This window comes from Psychrobacter proteolyticus (assembly GCF_038155145.1).
Lineage (GTDB): Bacteria > Pseudomonadota > Gammaproteobacteria > Pseudomonadales > Moraxellaceae > Psychrobacter > Psychrobacter proteolyticus_B.
This window is the reverse complement of the sequence record NZ_JBAKAY010000004.1, coordinates 117,254-143,593: the sequence shown is the minus strand read 5'-3', so window position 1 is coordinate 143,593 and position 26,340 is coordinate 117,254. Positions and strand designations below refer to the sequence as shown.

Below are 26,340 nucleotides of genomic sequence, written 5' to 3'. Positions count from 1 at the left end.
TCAGTCTAACTTTCTACTAAGTAGCCTACATAAACGGCAACTTCGTAAATATCTGTAGTATCGTGGCATTGACGATATCAACAAAGAACGCACCTACCATTGGCACGATTAGGAATGCTTTAGGTGAAGGTAGATAGCGATCAGTAACTGCCTGCATATTGGCAATCGCTGTCGGTGTCGCACCCATACCAAAACCACAATGACCTGCTGATAATACAGCTGCGTCATAGTCTTTACCCATAATTTTAAAGGTAATCAGGTAAACGTAGATAATCATAATGATTGTCTGTACAACCAATATAATTAGTACAGGGCCTGCCAAATCGGTCAGCTGCCAAAGTTTTAAAGACAACAATGCCATCGCTAAAAATAGGCTTAAAGACGCATTACCAAGTACATCAATTGAGCGGTCAAACATATCAAAATTAAAGACCATCGTCAGCACATTGCGAATGATGACGCCGCCTGCCAGTGCCCATACGAAAGTAGGCAGCTCAAACCATGTACCTTCAGCGACTATGGCCATCACATCGGCAAAAGCCAAAGCGCCTGCGAATAGTGCCAAGGTTTCGATAGTAGAAGAAGCGGTGATAAAGCGCATGCTATCAGGTCTTTCAAAGATATCTTTATTACTACCTGCAGACTCCTCATCGTGTTTGGTGCTATATAACGACTGTGCACCAGCAACTTTTTCGATATCGCTAGGATCAGGGTTAGCTGGCGTTGGTTTTAGGCCAAGTCGATTAATCAAGCGGCGGGCAACAGGACCGCCAACAATACCACCCGCGACCAAACCATAAGTAGCAACCGCGATACCAAGTGTAGTCGCACCGACCACGCCGTAGTCTTGTTCTAGCGTAATGCCCCAAGCGCCTGCTGTACCATGACCACCAGTTAGAGCGATAGAACCTGTCACTAGACCGAGCAAAGGATCAAGTCCCAATGCACTTGCCATGGCCACACCGACGACGTCCTGCAATACAATAAACACTGAAACAACGATAGTAAAAATTAGTAATGGTGTGCCGCCTGCTTTTAGTCGACTAAAATCAGCGCTCAGACCGATGGAGGCAAAGAACATCAACATGGTGGCGGTCTGTAGTCCTTGATGAAAGTTGAAACTATATCCCCAAACCATATTGAGAGCATAGACAACAATCGCCGCGACCAAACCACCAGCAACCGGTTCTGGAATATTAAAGTCCTCTAAAAACTTGACCCTCCGCACCAAAAACCGCCCAAGCAGCAGCACTAAGGTGGCCAATATCAGGGTGTAATAACCGTTTAAGGTAATCTCCATAGGTTAATCCTTTCTATAAAATAAATTAACCTGAATTCGGGATAAATATGGCTTTATCTCGAATTCAGGTTTCTATGATGACGAATAATTATCGGTGACTATCGGCGGTCAAGCTTGCAATATATAGGCTTTTAATGACTAATTTTCTAACGCATAAGCTTCATCCTCAGATGGCACGATGACCCACAATTGTGGTTTGCCAAATTCTCTAAAGGCATCCTCAATGATGCTTTTAAAGACATTGAAGTCTTCAGTGTTTATCCTTCTGACGTCTGTCAAATCAAGCCTTAAATGAATTGCTTCACTGTCTGTTAGACAATCCCATGCACTGTCCCAGTTGTGTGAAAAATAACTAGGAAAGTCACAGGCCTTGGCCAAACTCGTCAATAGCTCAGTTTTTTCGAGCGTGTCACCTACGGCTATAGTAACAGCCTGCGCAGGAATGCTAGTACCCAGTGCTGTACCGTTTTGGTTAATGTGGTCTTGATTCACGTGGCTTTGATTCACGTAATGAATGGCTTGGTTTATACTTTCTCGATTCATATCGGCTTTGTCCGTATTCGCTTGTTTCATATCAGCTCGTTTCATATTAAGGCACCTGTAGTCTTTGGAAGCTATCATAGTGATCGACAGTTAAATAATAGACAGTAGGCGGGTTACCACCTGTGACGATACGCCGTGCGCCGCGATGAGAGACACCAGGGGTGGGCACGGTATATTCGCGATAGTAACCTTGTGACTGGGTGGGTAGTCTGCCTTCACGGTTATAAAACGTCGTGCCATCTTTATTTGGATATGGAAACGGGCCGCCTTGCTGAATAAGCGCAATCGTATTATCGACCTGTGCGTCACCTGTTATACCAGCAGTGGCGACTTGGTTCGTATTATTAGTGACGTCTTGCGACACCGTTGTCGACTCGATGCTATCAGCAAGCAATGTCGAATTTAAATCGCCAAAGAAATAGAAAGCGACGGCGATGATAGCGATAAGGCTAAATAACGTAGAGCCTAAGCTTCTTTTATTGGGTCTGCTATTGTGACTGCTACGATTTGAGTTACGAATGCTGTGATGGCTATTAGTATTAGCAGGTGTATAGCTTGGAACATCTGATGCAGTATCTTGGTCAAGGCTCAACGAAGACGAGGTCACTTCAGTGGCTCTTAATTGATTTTTGTCGTTACGGGCACTGTTAAAGTAGACACTTTGACCAACCGTTATAGGCTTCGCCAGTCTTGCTTTGCTAATATGAAAGAACACATCTTCACTTTGATTATCTACATCGATAAAGCCATAGCCTTTATCTTCGTTCCAGTGCTTAATCTTGCCACTTTGCATGGTCGTACCGCTCCCTATAATTTAAATACCTTAACTAAAATACTTGTGATTTAAACGAAGAAACGCCAGCATAATTGCTGACGTTTCTGATTACTCGTTTCGATAGTCGATGCTAGTATGATTAAGCACGGGTTTCGCCATGCCCATAAACGATCCATTTTTGCGAAGTCAGACCTTCGAGACCGACAGGGCCGCGTGCATGGATTTTGTCCGTTGAAATACCAATTTCAGCACCGAGACCGTATTCGAAACCATCAGCAAAACGGCTAGAGGCGTTAATCATCACGCTGGCCGAGTCAACTTCACGGATGAAGCGTTGCGATTTGGTATAGTTATCAGTGATGATAACATCGGTATGATGGCTGCCGTGCGTATTGATATGTTCAATCGCTTCATCAATACCTGCGACCACTTTTACCGCTAGGATAGGAGCTAGATATTCGGTATCCCAATCTTCAGAGGTGGCCGCTGATAGATGACCTTTAAGCTTAGCATTTTCATTTAGGATAGCTTGTGATTTGTCATCAAGGCGTAGTTGCATTGCGTCATCAGCCGCGACGATGGCTTCTGCTATTTTAGGTAATAGCTCATTAGCGACTGCTTCATCGACCAGTAGCGTCTCCATTGTATTACAAGTGCCGTAGCGATGTGTTTTGGCATTGACACTGACTTTAATCGCAATCTCAGGATCTGCATCACTATCGATAAAGGTATGGCAGTTACCGTCTAAATGCTTAATTACAGGTACTTTTGCATCGTTACTGATACGCGCAATCAGACCTTTACCACCACGTGGGACGATGACATCGACGTATTCAGTCATGGTAATCAGCTCACCAACGGCTGCACGATCGGTCGTCTGTAGCACTTGCACGCTATGTTCTGATAGATCAGTATGGCTAAGACCTTTGATGATGCATTTAGCAATCGCTTGGTTAGATTCAAATGCTTCAGAACCACCGCGCAAAATAATGGCATTGCCTGATTTGAGTGCCAGTGAGGCAGCCTCTAATGTTACGTTAGGACGCGACTCATAAATCATACCAACCACACCAAGTGGTACTCGCATTTTGCCCAAATGAATACCCGATGGCTGATATGTCATGTCAGTGACTTCACCGATTGGGTCAGGAAGGCCAGCGACGTCTTTAAGACCTTGTAGCATACCGTTAAAACGTGCTTCGTTTAGCTCCAAGCGATCGAGGAGTGCGCTATCAAGATTGTTTTTTTGACCGTTATCCATATCGATTTTATTAGCTGCCAATATGTCTTGTTTGGCATTGACCAGCTCATCATGAATGGCCAAGAGTGCTGAATTTTTATCGCCAGTGTTGGCAGCAGCGAGTGCGCGAGAAGCAGCTCGTGCTTGCTTGCCGACAGACTGCATATAGGTCGTAATATCCGTAGTATTTGATTGACTCATAAATTATTTTCCTTATGTAATACAGGTTTTTTATAACTAAAAGCGCCCAATTTTATATAGGTAAAAGTACCTAAAAAGGCGAAAAATGTCGCAAAAAAAGAAGTTTTGAATGCCTACTCAAATAGTGATAGGTCATTATGCTATTTAACATAGAGCAGATTGAGACGATAGTAAAGATGATTTTGTGAACAGAATCCGCTTTGCAACGCTCTTGTAAGGGCTTATTCAAAGTAATATTGTTCATGCTAAGCGGTGTTTATTTAAAATAACCGCGTTATCAGTACTACACTATATCTTTACGTGTTTTTAACAGAATTGCGCTGTAAATACTAAGGTAGCTGCGAGATATCCTCAGTATAGTAAGCATTAAAACAGCAAGGCTATCAGTAGATAGTACTTAATCTTATTATGATGAGTGATGGAGAACGAACATGGCTACGAAAAATACAACTTATAAAAATTGGTTAACGGTTGGTTTGGTAGCAGGTGCTCTAGCATTAGGCGCTTGTAGCAAAAAAGACGACACACCGATGGAGACTGAAGCTGATACTACTGTAGACGCTCAAACCTCTGTAGAAGAAAGTGCAACAGCGAGCGACAATGATGATGTGGCCGTGGCTAGTGCCGATGATGAAGGTATGGACGTTACCAATAACGATGATGTGGCAGTGGCGACAGCAGAAGATGCGGATATGATGGATGGTACTGAAGACTCAGAGCATGTATCGACGTATTAATCGCATATTATAGAATATATTAGCTACATCATAAGTGTACTAACTAGATACTATAAATAGGCAGTTATCAGATAACACAACGTCTCGTATTCTAAAGTGATAAAATAAAGCCCAGAGCGATAAATGCAGTCTGGGCTTTTTTGTATTCGCGGTTTGTTAGAAGCTGATTAACCCGTTGGTTAAATACAATATTTGCCTTTTTACTGCGTAATAAGAGACAATATGGCATTTTTCTCTTTGCCTCATCAGGCATATTACGATAATGCATCTAGATGCTTGTACTATATATAGATATAGCTCTTATTTTATTCGTGTTTTCACTCATATTTATTGGAAGTCTGCTGAACCATGCTTGATACTGCAAAAAACCCGACTCGGCCTATCGCCCTAGACTTACAAGACATCCATAAAAGCTACGGCTCATTAGAGGTATTAAAAGGGGTATCCCTGACTGCCTACGATGGCGATGTTATCTCTATTTTGGGCTCATCTGGCTCAGGTAAGTCGACGTTGCTGCGTTGTATTAATCTTCTAGAAAACCCAAATCATGGCCGTATCTTGATCGGTAATGAAGAGCTGATGCTAAAACCTGCCAAATCAGGTGAGTTACAAGCGGCAGACGTGAAGCAGCTAGAAAGCTTGCGCGCTCGTGTGGGGTTTGTCTTTCAGAACTTCAACCTATGGCCGCATAAGACAATTCTACAAAACATCATCGAAGGGCCAACGCAGGTCTTAAAGATTAAAAAAGACCAAGCGATTAGCGATGCGGAAAAACTGCTCGATAAAGTCGGCCTGCTCGACAAAAAAGACGCTTATCCTGCCAACTTATCTGGTGGTCAGCGTCAGCGTGTCGCTATTGCTCGTGCGCTTGCTATGCAGCCACAAGTTCTACTATTTGACGAACCGACCTCTGCGCTAGATCCTGAACTAGTCAACGAAGTGCTTGCGGTAATGCGCGAGCTAGCGGAAGAGGGGCGTACGATGCTTATCGTTACTCACGAAATGCGCTTTGCCCGTGAAGTATCAAGCAAAGTCGTCTTTTTACATCAAGGTGTGGTTGAAGAAATTGGCACACCTGAGCAAGTCTTTGATAACCCTACCTCTGAGCGTGTTAAAGACTTTATGGCATCACACCGTCCTACCTAATTTTTTACCTAATACCATGCCTAATATCATGTCTAATATTAATGGTGGCAACACTCTTGTCACCATTTGCCCTGCCAAACGTAAAATCACTGTAACGTAACCATTGTTGACTGTTTATTGCCCAATGATAACTATGAGTATGCAAAACGTTTGTTTTTGATATTTTACTCAGGTATTATCAAAAGGTTTATAGGCCGTCGCGTCTCGTGGCTGTCTGTTATTCTGCTATCTATATTGCTTGTCTGGCAGGGACGTCAGAGAACAAAATATCAGAACCCTAAGTCAGAAAATCCTGTCAAAAACTTATGTAAAACCCATCAGAATTTAAGGAACGTATGATGTCGAATTCTCGCCTATTGTGGTCATCGATGACCGTTACTGCTGCATTGATGTTGAGCGCTTGTAGCCAACCTGCCGATGAAACTACCGATACCAACGCTGACGCCCCTGCAGCAGAAACCACTGGTAAAACCATTCGTATCGCCACCGAAGGCGCTTACCCTCCATTCAACTATACCAACGCTGACGGCAGCTTGGCAGGTTTTGATATCGATGTTGCCAATGCCTTGTGTGATCAAATGCAAGCTAAGTGTGAAATCGTTGCACAGGATTGGGACGGTATTATCCCTGGTCTATTGGCACAAAAATATGATGCGGTGATTGCAGGTATGTCTATTACTGCTGAGCGTCAAGAAAAAGTTGATTTCAGCGAGCCATACTTTGCCAATACGATGGTATGGCTAACCAATACGGATGGTGGTTTTGATCCTATGGCGATCAAAGATGCAACGCTTGGTGGTCAACGTTCTACTACGCCAGGTGCTTATCTACAGGATAACTACGAAGGCAAAGAAGGCAACACAGTTCAGTTGTATGACAACTATGACAATGCCTATCTAGATCTAAAATCTGGTCGTAGCGATGCGGTATTGGCTGAAAAAGTTTCTGCCAAATCATGGTTAGCAGAAAATGCAGCGGGCTTCGGTATCGTTGGTGATGAAATTGATAACGATGACAATATTGCCATTGCTGTACGTAAAGGTGACTCACTCAAAGCTGACTTTGACAAAGCATTGAGCGAAATCCGTAGTAACGGTGAGCTTGCACGTCTTGAGCAGATGAACTTTGGTCAATAATGACTCACTGAAGATTTATGCTTAAAACACATAACGTTTGATACAAGTAATGCTTAAAACCAAGTATGTTTCAAATAAACGGTGTTTATAAGCATAAATCAGCAAGCAGTGATTGACGATACAGCTGGTAAATATATTAAGGGATAAAACTTATGACAATTTCAATGACATCATCAATGAGCAAAAAAGCATTGTGGCTAGCACCGCTTAGCGCAGCAATGCTAATGCTGGCAGGTTGTAACAATAGCTCAGCACCAGCAGAAAATGCTGAAGCTGATACCGCTACTGAAACGCCTTTAAATATCAAAATTGCGACAGAATCAAGCTATAAGCCTTTTAGTTATACCGATGCAGATGGCAAGCTGATTGGTTACGAGATTGAGCTAGTTGACGCATTATGTGCACAAATGAAAGCTGAGTGTGAAGTTATCTCTCAAGATTGGGATGGTTTGATTCCAGGGCTTAACGCACAGAAGTTTGATGCAGCTATCGCAGGTATGTCTATCACGCCTGAGCGTAAAGAAGTGGTTGATTTCAGTGACCCTTACTTCCATAGCGGTATCATCTTGATCGGCAAAAAGGGTGATGACTTAAGCGTTGAGTCACTAACAGGTCTACCAATTGCCTCACAGCGCTCAACTGTTGCCTCGCAATACCTACAAGACGAGCATGCAGATGCTGATATCAAACTATACGATACGCAAGACAATGCTTATCTAGATCTAACCTCAGGCCGTGTGCGCGGTATGATGTCTGACAAAGTAACGGGTATCGACTGGTTAAAAACAGATGCAGGCAAAGGCTACGAAGTCAAAGGTGAAGAAATCAGCACCAATGACGACGCAATGGGTATTGCCTTCCGTAAAGGCGATCCGTTAGTTGCTAAGTTCAATGCGGCATTGGCTGAGCTAAAAGACAACGGCACCTATGATCAAATCACGGGTAGCTATTTTGGTACTAGCTCAACTGCTGCTGCTCAAAAAGCTGTGGCAACAACTGATAGTGTCGAAGAAGTAGTGGTCGCTGAAGAAGAAGCACCAGCTAACTAATACGATATTTAGCAGTTTTACTGCTGTTGTTTAAAGACGTGTTGTTTACTCAAGAAAAAACCAAGGATGATCATGAGCAACCATTGTGCCCCAATCTGTACCACGACTGGCAAATCTAACATTAATGTAGCCAGTCGTCTGTCTATGTCATTGTTTGCACTAGCGACGGCTTTTACCGTTGCTGGCTGTAGCAATAGCCAAGAGAGTGCCGCTGATACCAATCCAGAGGCTACCGAAACAACGGCAGCCTCTACAGGTGATGTATTACGCATTGGTACAGAAGGGGCCTATGCGCCTTTTAACTATACCAATGCCGATGGGACACTGGGTGGTTTTGATGTTGAGATAGCAAATGCACTCTGTGCGGATATGCAGGTTACTTGTGAAATTGTGGCGCAGGACTGGGACGGTATTATCCCTGGTCTAAAAGCGGGTAAGTACGATGCAATCGTAGCCGCGATGTCTGTTACTCCAGAGCGTTCGCAGCAGGTGAGCTTTACCGATCCGTACTTTAGCAATGCCTTGGTTTTTTTGGCCAAAAAAGACAGCAGCTTTGATCCTAGCAACAACAGCGATATCGACTCGCATTCTATTGCTGCACAGCGTTCAACTATCTCATCGCAGTGGCTAGAAGATACGTATCCAAAAGCCGATATGAAGCTTTATGATACGTTGAGCAATGCGTTTTTGGATCTCGGTTCAAACCGTGTCGATGCGATGATTTCTGATAAGCTGCCTGCCATAGAATGGCTGAGCTCAAATGCTGGTAGCAAATATGCGCTAAAAGGTGATGAAATTGATATCAATGATAACTTTGCGATAGCAGTACGCCCAGGTGATCCGCTACAAGCAAAGATCAATCAGTCTCTTGCCAATATAAAAGCTAATGGTACTTACGATAAGATCAATCAAAAGTACTTTGCGATACCAGCGTCTGCAACGAGTACAGTTGATGAAGGCGCAAATACAGGTGCGGAAACAGATACAGATATTAGCGAGCAACCAGCGACAGCAAACGCTAGTTAATAGCTAACAGTAGTCAAAGATAGCAGTCAAAAAATATTGTTTTGATCAATAAAAGGATATCGCCTTCATGGTGATGTCCTTTTTTATTTGTCGTTATATCAAAGAATATACATAATAGCCGCCTATCAATTTTGCTCAAATTTAGTCGGCTGATTGTATGTCTCTAGAGGCAAGTGTCTGTTTAAGTACGGTTTAGGCACAGCTTTTACGCGTCAGTATTAACATCACGGCGAGTGAATATGATAAAATCAGCGCTCATTTCTACTGTGTCAATTATCGCAGCGTTAATCGTATTCTTCTGACGTCATTTTTTGACGCCGACCATCCCTATTGATTTGGTATAAAATACGGTGTTTCGCCGCGTTCAGCTATTGATGCTGATTCTTTTAACTCATATTTTGCAAATTGCTAATATAAAGAGACTGAGTGGATAATCGTGTTTGACTTACAAGGATTTGGCGCGCTTTTATTGAGCGGCGCTACCGTCACCATACAGCTAGCTGTGACCAGCTTGATCATTGGTCTGGCTTTAGGCTTGCTCGGCGCAACCGCAAAGATGTCCAATATCTGGTTGCTGCGTAAACTTGCGACTGTCTATACTGCGACGATGCGCGGTATTCCTGAGCTGCTATTGGTGCTCTTTATTTATTATGGCGGCTCTATTTTATTGATGAGCATCCTCAAAAAGTTCGGCTATAACGACTATGTCGAGATTAGCGCTTTTTGGGGTGGTGTCATGGCACTGTCTATTGCTTTTGGTGCGTATGCGACTGAAATTTTTCGCATGTCCATTCAAGAGATTCCAGTAGGGCAGCGAGAGGCTGCGCAAGCAATTGGTATGCGTCCTTTTCAGACTTTTTATCGCATCACTTTGCCGCAAGTGTGGCAGATTGCTTTGCCAGGTCTGGGTAACTTGTTTCTGGTACTGCTCAAAGATACCGCATTGGTATCGGTCGTGGGTCTCAAGGACATCATGTATCAGTCATCGCGTGCGGCACAGTCTACACAGCAGCCGTTTACCTTTTATATGGCAGCAGCGATTATTTATTTGGGTCTGACCATGTTGATTACTGGCTTTATGATGTGGCTTGAGTGGCGCGCCAATCCTGCGGCACGCTATGCCAAAAAGATAAGCCGTCAATCCACTCACAGTCAATCGACCATAGGGTAGAGGAGAGATACTATGGATTGGAATTGGCAGGTCATTTTTGACCATATCCCTGATTTACTAGGCGGCGCGGTATTGACCGTACAGCTGGTCTTGTTTTCAGGTGTGATTGGATTGCTGTTTGGTTTGGTTTTGGCGTTATTACGACTGTCTAAGAATTGGGTGGTACAGATACTACCATTCCTGTATATCTTCTTTTTCCGTGGTACGCCGCTGCTGGTACAGATATTCCTGATTTATTATGGTTTAGGTCAATTTGAGGCCGTACGCGAGTCGTTCTTATGGGAGCCAGTGCTTAGCCAAGCATATTGGTGTGCCATTATTGCCTTTACCCTGAATACCAGTGCTTATCTAGCCGAGATTATACGCGGTGCGATTCAGACGATTCCGATTGGAGAGCTTGAAGCGGCTGATGCGCTTGGTATGTCAAAATGGCAAAAGCTAACACGCGTTACGCTGCCGCGCGCATTTGGCATTGTGATTCCAGCGTACAGTAACGAAGTTATCTTTATGCTAAAAGGTAGTGCGCTCGCTTCGACTATTGCATTGATGGATATCACAGGTGTTGCTCGTACGATTAGTGCGCGTACCTATACCTTGATGGAGCTATTCTTTGCCGCTGGTATCGTCTATTTATTGCTGTCATGGGTTATCTTGTTTAGCTTTAGAATGTTTGAAAAACGTATGAACCGCCACGCCAGTTATGTACCACCAAATGTGGTGACCAATACGATTCCATAGTTAGCAGTTAGCAGTTAGCAGTTAGCAGTTAGCAGTTAGCAGTTAGCAACTAAAAATCGTCAAAGTCACTGTAGACAATAGAGTATGAACTGCTGATAGAATAGCCATCATTTACAGGGAGAGTTTAGTATGAGCCAATCGCCACACGAGTCATTAGCGAACGCCATTGCAGCTGGTGTCAATGCCGAGCAGGGCGCTATCAATCATAATGAAAGATTGCGTGCTTCTATTGGTAAAGTCGTCTGTGTTGGTCGCAACTATGCGGCACATGCTGCAGAGTTGGGCAATGAAGTACCAACCACGCCAATACTATTTATGAAGCCTGCGTCTTCAGTGGTCTCTATCCGTGGTGATGTGGTTCGCCCAAGTCCAGAGCTATTTGGCGAGACTCACTACGAGGCCGAGCTATGTATTCAGCTATCAGCTGACTTATCTATGGCGACAATTGAGCAAGCTCAGCAAGCGATTGGTGGCGTGACATTGGGACTGGATTTGACCTTGCGTGATTTGCAAAGCAAGCTAAAAGAAAAAGGTCATCCGTGGGAGCGTGCTAAGTGTTTTGACGGAGCTTGCGTCCTTGCTGATTGGGTCGACCCACAAGCGTTTGGCAATCTGCAGAATGTACAGTATCAGCTATCTATCAATGATAAATTAACGCAAGATGGCGATAGTGCCTTAATGCTATTTCCTGTCTATGAATTGCTGGTCAATATTAGCCACGCCTTTAGCTTGCAAGCAGGTGATGTGATTATGACTGGCACGCCAAGCGGCGTTGGTGTATTGCAAGCAGGCGATCAGCTTAAGCTAAAACTGGGTGCTCATGAGTGGGTGTCACAAGTACAGTAAGCTTGATTGCAATAACAAATGCATATTAAAAACCCTGAGCAATTGCTTGGGGTTTTTACTTTTAAGCTTTTATATTTATTTTTTAAGTTCACTAACTGCAAAATAATTCTATCTTCAAATTATTCTATTTCTAGATTATTAGCACGGTCGATTGTCATCAGTTTGTCACCTATTGTTCAGCGTGCTGTCATAAAGGTTGAGTAGACTTAAGCGGAATTCGTATTTTTGTGGTCGTAATTATAAAGCCGCGATCAACTCTCTGCCAATCTAGCCTAATAGCAAGGTGACTGATAATGACATTATTGAACAATGAGCGAACGCTTGCCCACGAAGTGGTTGAAGACTCAAATCCTACTAACAATACTGACTTTCAGACGATTATCAATCGTCGATTGAACCGCCGTAGTATCCTAAAAGGTGGCACAGGGTTGACGGCTGCTGCGTTTTTTGGCGCATTACCTTTGGTCGGTTGTAGTGAAGACGACGATAGCAGTATTGTTGGTGATGACGATAATGCCGCTATCCCTGCACAAGGTGATCTAAAGCGTCCTGATACCCTAAAGTTTGAGGCAGTCGCGCATTCAACAGCTGATACGATGACCGTAGCAGCAGGCTACAAGGCAGAGATGATATTACCACTTGGTACACCGCTGAACTCTGGTATCGAGGATTGGAAAGACAATCGTGAGCAATCAGCAGAGTCATTTGAATGGCGTATGGGTGACAACCATGATGGGATGTGGTTCTTTGGCAAAAATGGTAACGCTTACGATGCTAAAGCGTCAGAAAATAGCTTGCTAGTCATGAACCATGAATACGTTAATAGCAGTGAGCTTAGCCCATTTGGCTATTACGTTACTCAAGACAACGATGCTGCGCCTATCTTTCAAAACCGTCGTCTCGCGAGCGACGTCCGCCGTGAAGTCAACTGTCATGGCGTCTCGGTAGTTGAGTTAACTCGCCGCGCAGATGGTATGGGTTATGAGATGGTACCTGACTCTAAATACAATCGCCGTATCACCAGTAGTACAACAGCACAATTGGCTGGCCCTGTGGCAGGCTCTGCTCTGGTTAAGACCAAGTTTGACCCGACAGGCTATCAGACTCGCGGTATCAATAACAACTGCGGCGCAGGTCTGTCACCTTGGGGTACTTATTTGACGACCGAAGAGAACTTCTTAGGTGTGTTTGCCCGTGGACAAGATGCCAGCCAATTGAGCGCTGGTGATAACTATGCACGCGAGCGCTACGGTGCGACCGAAAATTTCCCAGGTTGGGAGTATCTATGGCATACCCCAGAGGCAAAGGATGCCAAGATAGCAGACGAGTTCTCACGTTGGGATATGACAGCTGTCGGTGCCAGTGCTGCTGAAGATTATCGCTACGGCTTTAACACTTTTGGTTATATTACTGAAATTGACCCATTTGACCAAAACTCTATACCGCAGAAACGTACCGCACTGGGCCGATTCGCTCATGAAAACTGCGCGTATGCTCCGGTTGAGCAAGGTAAGCCAGTGGTGTTCTACATGGGTGATGACGCCCGAGGTGAGTACATTTATAAGTTTGTCTCCAAAGCGATGTGGTCAAACTTGGACATCGGTGGAGGACTAAAAGCAGGTGACAAATATCTGAATGACGGTACGCTATACGTGGCGGTATTTAACGAAGATGGTAGCGGTGAGTGGAAGGCACTCGTCCATGGTCAAAACGGACTGGATGCTTTTAATAGTGTACTGCCATTCAATGGACAAGATGAAGTATTGGTCTTTGCTCGTGCAGCTGCCGATGCCGCTGGTGCTACCAAAATGGATCGACCTGAATGGGTATCGGTCAGTCCTATGACGGGCGATGTCTATGTGACATTGACCAATAACAAATATCGCGGTGTGCGTGACGACCAGCCTGTCTCAGCTTCCAATCCGCGTAGCTATCAATCAAGCGGAAAAGCGCTTGGTAATGACAATGGCCATATCATTCGCTGGGCAGAAGCGGGCGGCGACCATGCCGCAACGAGCTTTGAATGGGATATTTATCTGTTTGGTGCGCCAAGTGACTTATCAGCAGAAAACCTTTCTCAATTAAATGATAATAATGACTTTTCTTCACCTGATGGGCTATATTTTGACCCGCGCGGTGTCTTATGGATTCAGACAGATGACGGCGCTTATACTGATACCAGTAGCTGTATGTTGCTCGCGGCACTACCGGGTAAGGTCAGTGATGGATCGATGACGACCACATCGGCAGGGCAGTCGACCCGAGTCGGTACATCTGCCAGCAATGACAATATCAAACGATTCTTTGTCGGTCCTGAAGGATGCGAAGTAACAGGTATCACCATGGCGCCAGATTTCAAAACGCTGTTTATCAACATCCAGCATCCGGGCAACACATGGGGCGCTGTCGCTGGCGGTAGTATTCCTCGCTCAGCGACTGTGATGATTACTCGCGAGGATGGCGATGTCATTCTGGCAGAATCATTTGATACGGCTGACAGTACGACGTAGATGGATAAGCTGTAAGCGTATATTAGACACAACCAGAGTACTCATAACCATAAGAATCCCAAGTTAAGGCTTGGGATTTTTTATTATTATATTGATTTAATAGTTAAAGAGACCGTCTATCACCTATCTAGCTCTGCTAGTCGTCATCCCGCTCTAAAGTCAAACCATTCACTTCTCTTTGCTGCAGTTACAGGATAATATAGACCATTACTTTTCTCGCTGAATGTGCAAATATTATGAGCAGTCCAAAGGTGTTTTATAACGACAGTGTTAGTGACAGCGACGCTCAAAATGATAGCAGCTATACTCGTACTCATCATGAGCTCGATGCGCATTTTGTCCCAGACGCTAGTGTACCGCTACATAGTCATCTATATGAGCAAATCGATCAACTCGAAGCCATCGATATGGATGAGTTAGTAAAGCTACTGGCAGATTCGGATGACAGCGATGAGATCAACAAAACACCTGTATCTTTGGCTGATTTTTTTGAAGGATTGGCGCAACTTGCTACCATGGGTGTGGTTGAGGTTACAGAAATCGTAGAAGCCATCCACCGTGAAGTTATCTTGCGTCCGCTAGGCCGCTTCAATGACAAACATTTAAATAAATGGTCGCGCGGATTTACTGGACGTATCTATGGCACGATACGTCATGTCATGCAAATGGTCGGTAATAATCTGGCGTCTGTACTACGCATATACAAAAACCTGATTCTCCAAAAGTCAGTGCAGCCACTACCAGATTCACTAAAAAAACTGGTTAATGTACTCAATGGTGTCATGGGTGATCATCTGGTAAATAATCAAAATGCGCTTGCCATTCCGATGATGCTATACACTCAAGACGGCAAGCCACAGAATGAAGTGCTATCAGGCCGCATCGCTATTTTGTGCCATGGTCTATGCATGAGTCATTTGAGCTGGCAAGCCCAAGCGGATAATGATTTGGGCGAGGCCATTCATGTCAGCCAGCCTGATACCACGGTGCTGTATTTGGATTACAACACAGGTCGCCGTATCTCTCGTAGCGGCCGTAAGTTCTCTCAATTGCTACAAGCGCTAGTCGATGACAACCCAAATATCAGTCAGATAGATCTGGTTGGACATAGTATGGGCGGCTTGGTCTCTCGCAGTGCACTGTTCTATGGTGAGCAAGACCGCCTAGACTGGATCAAGCGCGTGGGCAATCTCATCACGCTAGGTTCGCCGCATCATGGGGCAGTGCTTGAGCGTATCGGTAATTATGTGCAAGACATCATTGCCAAGCTGCCGTTTGCAGGCTCACTGGCCAAGCTCGGTGATATGCGCAGTGCCGGTATTATCGATCTACGTCATGGCAGTATTCGGGATGCAGATTGGAAAGCATTAGAAGGGCGTAGCGTACTACCACAAGATTTTCGTCATCCTGCGCGGCTACCAAGTGGTATTAAAACTTACTTTGTCGCCAGTGCGTTGCTTGAGACGCATTATGATTCTAAGGTGACGGATCTTCTAGGAGACAGTTTGGTATCGGTGGCTTCAGCCTTAGGTGAAGATGACGCTGAGCATGCTTTGTTTGTGCCAGATGGTCATAAAGCGGTATTCTACGGCGTCAATCATATGAACTTGATTCATAGTAGACGAGTACGCGAACAAGTGGTTGAATGGCTACTTGATAATGGTCGAAGTGACTATGCTGGACGTCCGCGCATACATTCTTATCCTAGAAGTTTAGATGTGGCGGTGTAGAGAACAGTGGGTATCATTTCGAGTTACCTACGCTATGTGTACTGCGCAATGACGTTCTTATCATTTAAGAAAGGGCTACTGAGAAATTTGTCTTTGCTATTAGGCGGCGCACTCATAGTCATTAGTTGTGCAAAGCCAAATATATACGACCCTAACGCTCAAATTGAAGTAAATGTAGATGGTGACAATTATCTCATTCCCTTAAACCATATTGTCAGACCAGATACTGGTAGTTATGCCAGTTTTGAGACGGATATGGGTCATGGTTATTTCTTTTGGCCTAGCGGTCGTGGCCTTAATAATAGTGATAAAAATCCAAATGTCTTTGATTATGACAATAATATTATAGAGTTTTACTGGGCAGCTAAAAACTCGAAAATTGAAGGTGCTGATATACCGACTAGAATAGATAGTATCAAGCAGGAAGAGAATAGAGATTTTGATAGAGATGACTATGAATTAGAGGCATACGTTGGGTCAGGTGATCTTTATGCCATATACTATATAGGAAGTACTTATACAGACGCGCCGATTACGATTCGCTGTATGCCTACAATTAATGAAGACCAAGATAGAATGTGCCAAATGGAGTATATGTATACTGAATACAATAATTATGTAAGAGTTCAGTTTTCAAAAAATCATTTAGCTGACTGGCAGGCAATCAACACTATGGCGATTGATTATATGAAAAAATGGCATCAAGACTAAAGGCAATTCAACGTAAAAGCAGTCATATATTTTTAAAATTCCAAAAATAAAAAACCCTCAAGCATGACGTTTGAGGGTTTTTTTATAAAGGCTGACTTATAGTAGGTAAGAAAAAAAATTACTCAGCAAATATCGCTGCTACATCATCTTTATTGAACTTATAGACTTCACCGCAGAATCCGCAATCCATCTCAAATGTACCGCCTTGCTCTTCGACAATATCTAACGCTTCTACTTCGCCGATTTGCTCGATTGCTATTTCACACTTCTCGCGTGAGCAAGTACAGCCAAATGATAGAGGCGCAGGCTCAGGGGCAACGATGTTTTCTTCGTGATACAAGCGATAGAGTATTTCGTTGGCATCCAGTGTTGTTAGCTCTTCTGCTTTTACCGTGCGCGTCAATACAGACAAGCGTGTCCATAAATCATCGTCGATACCCGCATCTTGGTTTTGCTCAACTTCAGACGTTTCTTCAGCAGTACGCGGTAGCATTTGTACCAAGATACCTCCGGCTTGCAAGCCGTCAGATGCCAAGTTAATCAACGTTGGAATCTGGGCTGATTGCTTTTGATAATGCGCTAAGCAGTCCGCTAGATTGTCATGGCTACGCTCAACGATACCTTGGTATGGCTCACCGCCATCAGGCTGAATATTGATAAACAATACGCCTTGTCCCATCGCACCAAGCTCAGCAAACGCTTCTTTGGCATGGATCATATTGTCCCACGCTTGTACTTGCTCATCCGTTTCGCCTTTCCAACTAGCAAGTGCACGAATGATACCGTCTTGATCGCATTCTGCCATCGCCCAGTTTAGTAAGCTGTCACTGTCTGATGACTGCAACTGAATAGACAGGCGACCATTGATTTTGACCGTACTGATTAGCAAACTTGCTGCGGTTAGCATTTCACCCAATAAGCGTTTGATGGCTTCAGGGTAGGGCTTTTGTGCAATCGTGCTTGCGTAGCTGCGTGATAGGCGTACCACATCACCGCGCACAGGCGAGTCTTCAACGAAGAAACGTTGGCGAATGTCGTTGCTGCCATGATTGCCAGTAGTTTGGCTGTCCGTATTTGGGACTTGGATATCTTGAGTCATAAGTCATTTGTAGTATAGAGAAGTTGTTTGCTTTATGGGGATTACTGCTGATTTATCAATCTCACTTAGTAGACTGTTTTGATGATTATAAGCAGCAAAAGTTAATAATAGGCTTAAAAAACCAAGCAGCTGTCTGTACAAAACTCTGAGTAGATAGCCGCTATAAGCCATCATCTTATAGTTAGAATATAAATATATTCATAAATATGTACTCTCTCAAAAAAAATTCACCCTCTACTGCAAATTTGTTGTACAGTAACATTAAGTTGCATTGTGATAAACAACAGCAACAACCGTACGGATGCGGGGCAGTCGGGTCAATCAGACCTATGTCGTCCAAGCACTCACTCAATCTTGCGATAAAAGGATGTATTTCATGACATACTCATTTTCCAAACCGTTGACTTTAGCTGCTGTTATGGCATTAGGCTTAGCGGGATGTAATAACAGCAGCCAGACCAGCACTGATGCGCCAGCAGATGATGCAGCGACGACCGAAACCACCACCAACGGCACGCTACAGAAAATCAAAGATTCTGGCACCATCGTCGTCGGTCACCGTGATTCCTCTATTCCTTTTTCTTATATCGCTGATGATCCTAATCAGCCGATTGGCTATGCACACGATTTGGAAATGAAAGTGGTTGAAGCCGTTAAGCAAAAGCTAAACATGCCAGACCTTAACGTTCGCTATAACCTGATCACTTCGCAAACTCGTATCCCATTGGTACAAAACGGCACGGTAGATTTTGAGTGTGGCTCAACTACTAATAACGAAGAACGACAAAAGCAAGTTGCTTTCTCAAACGGTTTCTTTGAAATTGGTACGCGTCTGTTGACCAAAAAAGACTCTGGTATTCAAGATTTTGAAGACCTAAAAGGCAAAACTCTGGTAACGACAGCAGGCACGACTTCAGAGCGTTATATCCGTCAGTACAACGATGATAATAAAATGGATACCAATATCATCTCAGCAAAAGATCATGGCGAAGGCTTCCTAATGCTAGAAAATGGTCGCGCTGATGCCTTTATGATGGATGATGTACTGCTCGCGGGCGAAAAAGCCAAAGCAAAAAATCCTGATGAGTGGGTCATCGTCGGTACGCCGCAATCGTTTGAAATCTATGGTTGTATGATGCGTAAAGATGATCCTGAATTCAAAGCTGTGGTCGATGAAGCACTTGCTAATGTCTTTAGCTCAGGCGAAATCAATAGCATTTATGACAAGTGGTTCTTGAACCCAATCCCACCAAAGAACGTCAATCTAAACTTTGAGATGTCAGACAACTTAAAGGCCTTGATTGCCAATCCGCATGACAGCGCTCAGCCTAAAGAAGCAGCAGCGCAGTAACGCTCATTGTCCCTCAACATAGCTTGCCTATACGTTCAGATAGCCAGTAATTTTATTTGACGTATAGGCTTATCAATCGTTGCTCGGAGAGACAACCATGAATTATAGCTGGAACTGGGGTGTGCTCTTTGAGCAGACTGGTATTGGCAACGAGCTCTATATCCATTGGATGATCACTGGTCTTGGCTGGCTGCTATTGATTGGCAGTATCGCATGGGCCATTGCGATGGTCGTCGGTACTATCTTCGGTATCATGCGTACCTTGCCAAACAAGACCGCTCGTGCAATCGGTACGGCTTATGTGACATTTTTTCGTAATATTCCACTGCTTGTTCAACTGTTCTTTTGGTTTTATATCGCCCCTGGTTGGCTCACGCCGACGATACAAGAATGGTGGTATAAGGACTTGTCTCCGAATACTTCAGCCATGCTATCAGCCAGTATCGGTTTGGGCTTATTTACTGCTGCTCGTATTGTTGAACAGGTACGGACAGGTATTGAATCATTACCAGATGGACAGATTAACGCGGCCTATGCGTTAGGGTTTAGCATTCCACAAGTCTATAAAGAAGTACTGCTACCGCAGGCATTTCGTATTATCTTACCACCGCTCAGCTCTGAGCTAACCAACTGTTTCAAAAACGCCTCTGTGGCCTCGCTAGTGGGGGTAATGGAGCTGATTAGCCAAACCAAAACCATCAGCGAATATACTCAAAATAGTATCGAGATATATACTTACGCGACGATTATTTATTTGGTTTTCAATTTATCCTTGATCGCTATTATGGGGTTGATTGAACGTAAATTGCGTGTGCCTGGGCTTATTGCGGGAGGTCAGAAATGAATATGGCCGAATTGGCAACAGCCTATCCTGGTTTGATGGGTGGCATGCTTACCACTTTAAAAGTATTGTTCTTGGCTATTTTGGGCGGTATCAGTTTAGGAACTGTACTGGCATTGATGCGCTTGTCAGGTATTAAAGCACTTGAGATTCCAGCTAAACTATACGTCAATTACTTTCGCTCCGTGCCGCTGCTATTGGTACTGCTATGGTTTTATTTTGCCGTACCGATGATTTATCTTTGGGTAGCGGGTAAGTACCTGCAACTCGATGCTGCGTTTGCCTCTTGTGTGGTCGCATTTATGATGTTTGAGGCGGCTTATTTCTCAGAAGTAGTGCGTGCTGGTATTCAATCGATTGGTAGCGGGCAGGTCAATGCGGCAAAAGCGCTCGGCATGACTTATGGGCAGACCATGCGTCTGGTCATCTTGCCACAAGCCTTTCGTAAGATGCTGCCACTGATTTTGCAGCAATGTATTATTTTATTCCAAGATACGACACTGGTATTTGCCATTGGTTTGACCGACTTTTTCCGCGCAGCCTACGTTCGCGGTGAGCTAATGGGATTACTCACGCCGTATATCTTAGGTGCTGGTGCTGTCTATTTTGTGATTAGCTTAAGTGCTTCTATTGGTGTGCAACAATTACAAAAGCGTTTGCGATTTTAGTACATCTATCGCTTGCTCTTTTGAGTGTTGAGATCTTGAGTATTTGATTTACCTTTTTTAAATAATGATTATCGAAAACAATGTGGTTAGGAGCCAGTGATGAGCAATGCTGATACGTACTTAAATGCCTTTGGCGGGCTGGTTACCAATAGTGGTCATGCTAGTGATGAGATGGTCATTGAGATATCTAATGTCAGTAAATGGTATGGAGATTTTCAAGTACTGACTGACTGTACGGCGCATGTACATAAAGGTGATGTCGTTGTTGTTTGTGGTCCATCAGGTAGTGGTAAATCAACTTTGATTAAGACAGTTAACGGACTTGAGCCTTTTCAGAAAGGTGACATCATGGTCAATGGTATCTCTGTCGGTGATCCAAAGACCAACTTGCCCAAGTTACGCAGCCGTGTCGGCATGGTGTTTCAGCATTTTGAGTTGTTTCCACATTTGACTATTATTGATAATTTGACCGTGGCACAAATCAAAGTGTTGGGCCGTAAAGAGTCTGAGGCCAAACAAAAAGCGATGGCCTATCTCGACCGTGTTGGTCTGACAGTACAAGCGGCGAAATATCCAGCAGAACTCTCTGGTGGTCAGCAGCAGCGTGTTGCGATTGCACGAGCGTTAGCCATGGATCCAGTCGCAATGCTATTTGATGAGCCAACCTCCGCGCTTGATCCTGAGATGATTCAAGAAGTGCTAGATGTGATGGTCGAGCTGACTCGCGATGGTATGACTATGATGTGCGTGACGCATGAAATGGGCTTTGCCAGTCAGGTGGCCAATCGTATTATCTTTATGGATGAAGGACATATCGTAGAAAACTGTAGTAAGGATGAGTTTTTTGAAGGGGCAAAAAGTGACCGTGCGCAGATGTTCTTATCGAAGATTTTGAATCATTAAAAACACTTTGATTTACGATTGTTTATAGCAGTTTTTAGAATATGAAGACGTGTTTTAAAGCTTACTTTTCTTTCCACTGCTAATAATTATACAAAGCGCCCTATTAAAGACAGTTAAACGCTATCTTTAATAGGGCGCTTTGTATTTAGCCTTTTTTGTATAGCTATTTGAAAAACGATTTAGAGCCTATGATGTTTACACATAAGGAATTTAAATAAGATAGCTGTGAGACTATAAAGCCGCTGAAAATAGAGCGGGAATAGTCACAGGGTTAGAGAAATCGCAAACGGTAAAGGCAGATGAAATGGCACATCTGATTAATCAAATAAATTTAAAAAGGTAATAATCGTAATATAGATAAACTTAATTTAATTTAACGCTATCAACTGAATTAGGATTGAATATGACGCTAAAACGAACCGTCGGCATACTACTGTTCAATGAAGTAGAAGTATTGGATTTTGCAGGACCTTTTGAGGTGTTTTCGTTGGCTGAAAATGCTGCCAGTGCTAGTGATGATAAGTACTTTGATGTTATTACTATAGCTGAGAACCAAGCTCCAATATCCGCTAGAAACGGTCTACAAGTCATTCCTGACTATAGTTTTGCCAATCATCCAGATATTGATGTCTTAATCGTCCCCGGTGGATACGGTGCCGAAAAAACAGAAATATATAATAAGGTGGTAATTGATTGGATTATCACTCAAGCAAGTTTGGCAGAGCTGACGCTTTCAGTGTGTACAGGAGCGTTGCTGTTGGCTAAGGCAGGTTTGCTAACTGGTAAGCCAGCAACCACGCACTGGATGGATTTGGATAATTTAGCATCCTATCCTGATATCGATGTAATCTCGCATACTCGTTTTGTAGATGCTAGTGATGATACTGGTAATATCATCACATCAGCGGGGATAAGTGCAGGCATCCATGCAAGTCTATACTGTATAGAAAAATTAATAGATAGTGAAACCATGCGTGCAACAGCGCATCGCATGGAGTTCGATATTGACTAAGTGAATTGCTAGATAGGTGAGTGAATGGCTGTTTACTGATACAATAGCGGTCAATATTTTTGATAATTAAAATAATTCATAAACCATATTGGAGTTTGTATGAGCGTAGAAAATCCATCTGTAGCATCGAGCACAGCAGCAAAAAAAGGTGTGGTTATTATTGGTGCAGGACTGGCAGGCTGGCATGTCATTGATGCCATTCGTGCCAAAGATACAGAGATTCCAATTACCCTAATCACGGCTGATAGTGGCGACCGTTATCACAAGCCGATGTTGACAATGGCAATCAGCCAAAACAAACGAGCATCAGATTTGGTACGGGCATCTGGTAGCGAGGCGGCGAACACAGCAGAAGTGACTTTGTTAGCCAATACGCAAGTGACAGATATTGATCCAGTGAGCCAAACTGTACAGGTACGATCTACTGCACAGTCAGATGACGCACTGACGACTATCGGCTATGAGAAAATGGTACTAGCGATGGGCGCGCATCCTATCTTTCCTAAAAGTCTGCCACAAGATTTGGTCTGGCATGTCAATCATATCGAGCGCTTTAGTCAGCTACAAGAAAAGCTAACAACCGGTAGCCAGCATGTTGCGATCGTTGGTGCTGGTATGGTGGGTACAGAAATCGCAGAAGACCTACTTAAAGCTGGTCATAAAGTAACGCTCATTGACTTAAACGATGCACCGCTTTCACAGATGCTACCAGCAAAAGCGACTGCACGTATCGCCAAAGCGATTGAGTCGCAGGGTATTCAATTCTTAGGTGGTTATCAAGTATCAGCTGTCACTCGTGTTGGCAGTAACGACGACGACAGCGACGATGCTGAGAAGCTACAAGTGGACTATGCACCGTTATCATCGGATGCAGATAATACTGATACTCAGCCGCTCGAACCACTGATTGTAGATCATGTGATTGCCAGTACAGGTCTGACAGTCGATGAGCAATTACCTGCTGCGGCTGGTGTGGAATTCGATCGCCGTACGGGTATCGTGGTGGATGCAGCGACGTTGCGCACCAATGCAGCGAATATCTATGCCATCGGCGACTGTATGTCTATCAACGGGGTTGCATGTCGTTATGTTGCGCCATTACGCGCGCAGGCTGCGACTATCGCTGACGATATCTTAGGTCACGAGCATAGTGGCTATGATCATAAGCCGCCAATGATTCGCCTTAAGAACAAAGCTATCTCTGTGATGGTGACAGGCGTACCGCAAGCAGCGGGCAATTGGCAAGTAAAGTCTGAAAGTGATGATGAGCTAATCATGGATTTGATCGATGATAATGAAGCCGTTAGCGCAACAATAACGATTAAAGCGCCTGCAGTTCCTAAAGCATAAAAATTACAATGCCGTCTTTTGAAAAACTAATAAAAGCACAGTATTTATAAGTAATATCCTTTATTAGATTCCTTTCCAGACAATTCTGTGAAAAGACAGTATCGATGATTGAGCCAGCCCATTATTTATGATGTGGCTGGCTTTTTTGTGTCAAATATTTGCCATGATTCTATGCTACCTTTTACTAAGTAGAAAGGCAGACTATCTAATTAAATGATACATACTGTATTGATATTGTTGACAGGCTTTCATTGATGGCGTTATAGTAGCTGAATGCTATGTAAGACCTGCCCAAGGAAGAAGGTTTACACGCAGGCTATCAATAAGTGCTATTTATAAATAATATAAAAAGTAAAACGAAAGGACTCGTTATGACTCAAACTCCTGATTTCGATTCGACTCGCGTTGACTTCGACACTATTTTAAACAACATTCCTAGTATCAATATGGGCGCACGCTCAGCCAATGCACCACTTACTCAAAGCTATGACAAAGGTCCTGATGTACCGCTGATTGAAGCGACAATCGGTGACTTTTTTGATGCTATTGTTTCCAAATATCCTGAGCGCGAAGCACTGGTCGTCCGCCATCAAAATATCCGCTGGACATATCGTGAGCTACAGCAGCAAGTGAATCAGCTAGCCAGTAGTATGATTGAGATGGGACTAGAGATTGGCGATCGTATCGGTATCTGGTCACACAACAATGCTGAATGGTTGCTCATGCAATTGGCCACGGCAAAAGTCGGCGTTATCCTCGTTAATATCAATCCTGCCTACCGTACTTTTGAGTTGCAATATGCCTTAAATAAACTGGGCTGCTCAGCGCTGGTACTAATGCGTCATTTCAAAACCAGTGACTATGCCAGTTTAATCCGTGAGCTATGTCCTGAGATTTACCACAAAGATTACACTCAGCTTGATTTGGTTGAGATTCCGACGATTGAACGTATCATCTGGATTGATGAGCCAGAGTCGGACGAGACCTTTGGTTTTATGCAAAAATTCTCTGCGTGGATGAGCGAGGGCGATGCCAACGATCCGCGTGTTGCCGAGCGCCAAGCCCAGCTTAAAAACACCGATGCCATCAATGTACAGTTCACCAGTGGTACGACAGGTACACCAAAAGGTGCAACCTTAAGCCATCGCAATATCTTAAATAATGGCTACTTCATCGGTGAGGCCATGAACCTTACTGAAGAGGATAGGCTGTGTATTCCAGTACCCTTGTATCATTGCTTTGGTATGGTGCTTGGTAATCTAGCGATTCTCACGCATGGCGGCTGTATCGTATATCCAAACGATGGCTTTGAGCCATTGACCGTATTACAAGCAGTCGAAGAAGAAAAGTGTACAGGTCTGCACGGCGTGCCAACGATGTTTATCGCAGAGCTTGACCATCCTAAGTTTGAAAACTTTGATTTGTCTACCCTGCGTACTGGCATCATGGCTGGATCTAGCTGTCCGATTGAGGTTATGCGCCGTGTCATCGATAAGATGCATATGAGCGAAGTCACTATTGCCTATGGTATGACAGAGACCAGTCCTGTATCTTGTCAGACCAATGAGCACACGCCACTTGATAAACAGGTCTCGACGGTAGGACTGGTACAGCCTGCGCTTGAGGTGAAAGTCGTCGATACAGAAACAGGTGAAATTGTACCGCTAGGCGAGACGGGTGAGTTGCTTACACGAGGCTATTCAGTGATGAAAGGCTATTGGGGCAGCCGCTTTAAAACGCGTGAGGCTATCCAAGATGGTTGGATGCATACGGGTGACTTGGCCACAATGGATGAAGACGGCTACGTCAAAATCGTCGGTCGTAGTAAAGATATGGTGATTCGCGGCGGCGAAAATATCTATCCAGTAGAAATTGAAAATTATCTCTATCGTCATCCGAAGATTCGTGATGTACAAATCGTGGGTATACCAGATGAGCGTTATGGTGAAGTACTCGCGGCGTGGATTATTCCGAAAGAACCTGGCTGCTTAACTGAACAGGAAGTACGCGAGTTCTGTAGCGAGCATATCGCTCATTATAAAGTGCCAACTTACTATCGATTTGTGACTGAATACCCAATGACCATCACTGGGAAAATTCAAAAATATAAAATCATTGAGCAAATGAAAGAAGAGTTGGGTTTGTAGTAAGCTTACTTATCTGCTCTAAAAAACAAAAGACTAACCATATTCATTTCACTATGAAAGTATTACAGCGTTAACCTCGCTTGAAGTATCACACATACATCTGCACTCGG

At 43.9% G+C, this 26,340-nt stretch carries 23 protein-coding genes; 18 read left to right on the top strand and 5 right to left on the bottom strand.

Features of this window, described 5'->3' with window-relative positions:
- Positions 1 to 25: 25 nt before the first annotated feature.
- From gltS to V6252_RS06535, 4 genes are all read right to left on the bottom strand, one after another.
- The gene (gene gltS / locus V6252_RS06550) at positions 26 to 1,300 is read right to left on the bottom strand and encodes a sodium/glutamate symporter (protein ID WP_102078318.1); all 1,275 of its coding nucleotides are present in this window, start codon (positions 1,298 to 1,300) and stop codon (positions 26 to 28) included.
- 138 nt (positions 1,301 to 1,438) lie between these two features.
- Positions 1,439 to 1,888 carry a barstar family protein gene (locus V6252_RS06545; RefSeq protein ID WP_341609806.1) on the bottom strand — a complete coding sequence of 150 codons (450 nt, stop codon included), beginning with the start codon at positions 1,886 to 1,888 and terminating at the stop codon, positions 1,439 to 1,441.
- A gap of 1 nt (position 1,889) precedes the next feature.
- Positions 1,890 to 2,636, bottom strand: coding sequence for a ribonuclease domain-containing protein (locus V6252_RS06540; protein WP_341609805.1), 747 nt, complete (start codon positions 2,634 to 2,636; stop codon positions 1,890 to 1,892).
- A 121-nt stretch (positions 2,637 to 2,757) separates the two neighbouring features.
- Positions 2,758 to 4,059 carry a glutamate-5-semialdehyde dehydrogenase gene (locus V6252_RS06535; protein WP_134292587.1) on the bottom strand — a complete coding sequence of 434 codons (1,302 nt, stop codon included), beginning with the start codon at positions 4,057 to 4,059 and terminating at the stop codon, positions 2,758 to 2,760.
- A gap of 431 nt (positions 4,060 to 4,490) precedes the next feature.
- On the opposite strand from V6252_RS06535, the gene V6252_RS06530 reads away from it, so the two are divergent.
- The 11 genes from V6252_RS06530 (at position 4,491) to V6252_RS06480 (ending at position 16,859) form a co-directional block, all read left to right on the top strand.
- On the top strand, positions 4,491 to 4,796 hold the full coding sequence (locus V6252_RS06530) for a hypothetical protein (protein WP_179799076.1): 306 nt from the start codon (positions 4,491 to 4,493) through the stop codon (positions 4,794 to 4,796).
- Positions 4,797 to 5,144: 348 nt separating this feature from the next.
- The gene (locus V6252_RS06525; protein WP_057758311.1) at positions 5,145 to 5,942 is read left to right on the top strand and encodes an ABC transporter ATP-binding protein; all 798 of its coding nucleotides are present in this window, start codon (positions 5,145 to 5,147) and stop codon (positions 5,940 to 5,942) included.
- A 335-nt stretch (positions 5,943 to 6,277) separates the two neighbouring features.
- On the top strand, positions 6,278 to 7,078 hold the full coding sequence (locus V6252_RS06520) for a transporter substrate-binding domain-containing protein (RefSeq protein WP_179799075.1): 801 nt from the start codon (positions 6,278 to 6,280) through the stop codon (positions 7,076 to 7,078).
- A gap of 152 nt (positions 7,079 to 7,230) precedes the next feature.
- The gene (locus V6252_RS06515) at positions 7,231 to 8,127 is read left to right on the top strand and encodes a transporter substrate-binding domain-containing protein (RefSeq protein WP_341609804.1); all 897 of its coding nucleotides are present in this window, start codon (positions 7,231 to 7,233) and stop codon (positions 8,125 to 8,127) included.
- Between the two features lie 72 nt (positions 8,128 to 8,199).
- Positions 8,200 to 9,153: an ABC transporter substrate-binding protein gene (locus V6252_RS06510; RefSeq protein WP_341609803.1), complete on the top strand. Its 954-nt coding sequence runs from the start codon at positions 8,200 to 8,202 to the stop codon at positions 9,151 to 9,153.
- Positions 9,154 to 9,589: 436 nt separating this feature from the next.
- Entirely contained in the window at positions 9,590 to 10,324 is a 735-nt protein-coding gene (locus tag V6252_RS06505; protein ID WP_057758316.1) for an ABC transporter permease, read from the top strand.
- A gap of 12 nt (positions 10,325 to 10,336) precedes the next feature.
- Positions 10,337 to 11,062 carry an ABC transporter permease gene (locus V6252_RS06500; protein WP_341609802.1) on the top strand — a complete coding sequence of 242 codons (726 nt, stop codon included), beginning with the start codon at positions 10,337 to 10,339 and terminating at the stop codon, positions 11,060 to 11,062.
- Between the two features lie 216 nt (positions 11,063 to 11,278).
- Positions 11,279 to 11,908 carry a fumarylacetoacetate hydrolase family protein gene (locus V6252_RS06495; RefSeq protein WP_425355866.1) on the top strand — a complete coding sequence of 210 codons (630 nt, stop codon included), beginning with the start codon at positions 11,279 to 11,281 and terminating at the stop codon, positions 11,906 to 11,908.
- 293 nt (positions 11,909 to 12,201) lie between these two features.
- On the top strand, positions 12,202 to 14,418 hold the full coding sequence (locus tag V6252_RS06490) for a PhoX family phosphatase (RefSeq protein ID WP_341609800.1): 2,217 nt from the start codon (positions 12,202 to 12,204) through the stop codon (positions 14,416 to 14,418).
- A 236-nt stretch (positions 14,419 to 14,654) separates the two neighbouring features.
- Positions 14,655 to 16,148: an alpha/beta fold hydrolase gene (locus V6252_RS06485; RefSeq protein ID WP_341609799.1), complete on the top strand. Its 1,494-nt coding sequence runs from the start codon at positions 14,655 to 14,657 to the stop codon at positions 16,146 to 16,148.
- Positions 16,149 to 16,196: 48 nt separating this feature from the next.
- Positions 16,197 to 16,859 carry a hypothetical protein gene (locus V6252_RS06480; RefSeq protein ID WP_341609798.1) on the top strand — a complete coding sequence of 221 codons (663 nt, stop codon included), beginning with the start codon at positions 16,197 to 16,199 and terminating at the stop codon, positions 16,857 to 16,859.
- Between the two features lie 118 nt (positions 16,860 to 16,977).
- On the opposite strand, the gene V6252_RS06475 is transcribed toward V6252_RS06480, so the two are convergent.
- Entirely contained in the window at positions 16,978 to 17,958 is a 981-nt protein-coding gene (locus V6252_RS06475; RefSeq protein ID WP_341609797.1) for an Hsp33 family molecular chaperone HslO, read from the bottom strand.
- A 376-nt stretch (positions 17,959 to 18,334) separates the two neighbouring features.
- Between V6252_RS06475 and V6252_RS06470 the strand changes: the two genes are divergently transcribed.
- The 7 genes from V6252_RS06470 (at position 18,335) to V6252_RS06440 (ending at position 26,230) form a co-directional block, all read left to right on the top strand.
- Positions 18,335 to 19,309, top strand: coding sequence for a glutamate/aspartate ABC transporter substrate-binding protein (locus tag V6252_RS06470; RefSeq protein ID WP_180958124.1), 975 nt, complete (start codon positions 18,335 to 18,337; stop codon positions 19,307 to 19,309).
- A gap of 97 nt (positions 19,310 to 19,406) precedes the next feature.
- Positions 19,407 to 20,153 (top strand): amino acid ABC transporter permease, encoded by a 747-nt coding sequence (locus V6252_RS06465; protein ID WP_057758328.1) that lies wholly within the window; start codon positions 19,407 to 19,409, stop codon positions 20,151 to 20,153.
- On the top strand, positions 20,150 to 20,818 hold the full coding sequence (locus V6252_RS06460) for an ABC transporter permease subunit (RefSeq protein ID WP_296209595.1): 669 nt from the start codon (positions 20,150 to 20,152) through the stop codon (positions 20,816 to 20,818). The genes V6252_RS06465 and V6252_RS06460 overlap by 4 nt, the downstream gene beginning before the upstream one ends.
- Positions 20,819 to 20,989: 171 nt before the next feature.
- Positions 20,990 to 21,721 carry an amino acid ABC transporter ATP-binding protein gene (locus tag V6252_RS06455; protein ID WP_057762314.1) on the top strand — a complete coding sequence of 244 codons (732 nt, stop codon included), beginning with the start codon at positions 20,990 to 20,992 and terminating at the stop codon, positions 21,719 to 21,721.
- 403 nt (positions 21,722 to 22,124) lie between these two features.
- A complete protein-coding gene (locus V6252_RS06450; protein WP_341609796.1) occupies positions 22,125 to 22,733 on the top strand; it encodes a DJ-1/PfpI family protein in 609 nt (202 codons plus the stop codon).
- Between the two features lie 99 nt (positions 22,734 to 22,832).
- Positions 22,833 to 24,083 carry an FAD-dependent oxidoreductase gene (locus V6252_RS06445; RefSeq protein WP_341609795.1) on the top strand — a complete coding sequence of 417 codons (1,251 nt, stop codon included), beginning with the start codon at positions 22,833 to 22,835 and terminating at the stop codon, positions 24,081 to 24,083.
- 371 nt (positions 24,084 to 24,454) lie between these two features.
- Positions 24,455 to 26,230, top strand: coding sequence for an AMP-binding protein (locus V6252_RS06440; protein WP_341609794.1), 1,776 nt, complete (start codon positions 24,455 to 24,457; stop codon positions 26,228 to 26,230).
- Positions 26,231 to 26,340 lie beyond the last annotated feature (110 nt).